The sequence below is a fragment of the Alkalibacterium sp. s-m-28 genome (assembly GCF_054658175.1).
In genome coordinates this window covers 1-253 of the sequence record NZ_BAAGIQ010000462.1, presented here as the reverse complement: position 1 = coordinate 253, position 253 = coordinate 1, and the positions used below count along the sequence as shown (strand labels likewise).

Sequence of the window (253 nt, the reverse complement as noted above, 5' to 3'; positions counted from 1 at the left end):
TTCGGCAAGAATGTGGTTTAAAAAATACCCTGAAACGAAAGAGCAGTTGTGGGGAGGACACTTATGGTCAGGTAGCTACTTTATGTCTACATTAGGGAATGTATCAAAACATATTGTTAAAGAATATCACTAGTGTTGCATTAAAAATTTAACTGTTTCATGATATAAAAAAGTCCTTTATAATGGGGTTGGATGACTTATCCAAGACCAAAACAAAGGACTTACAACATGGATAAGTATAAAACAAAAATGA

Annotated in this window: 1 protein-coding gene; it reads left to right on the top strand. The window is 32.8% G+C overall.

The features are described 5' to 3' along the window. Window positions 1–133 (top strand): transposase (locus ACYQ4S_RS12995; RefSeq protein ID WP_459771602.1); only part of this gene is annotated, 133 nt, incomplete at its 5' end. Window positions 134–253: the final 120 nt, after the last annotated feature.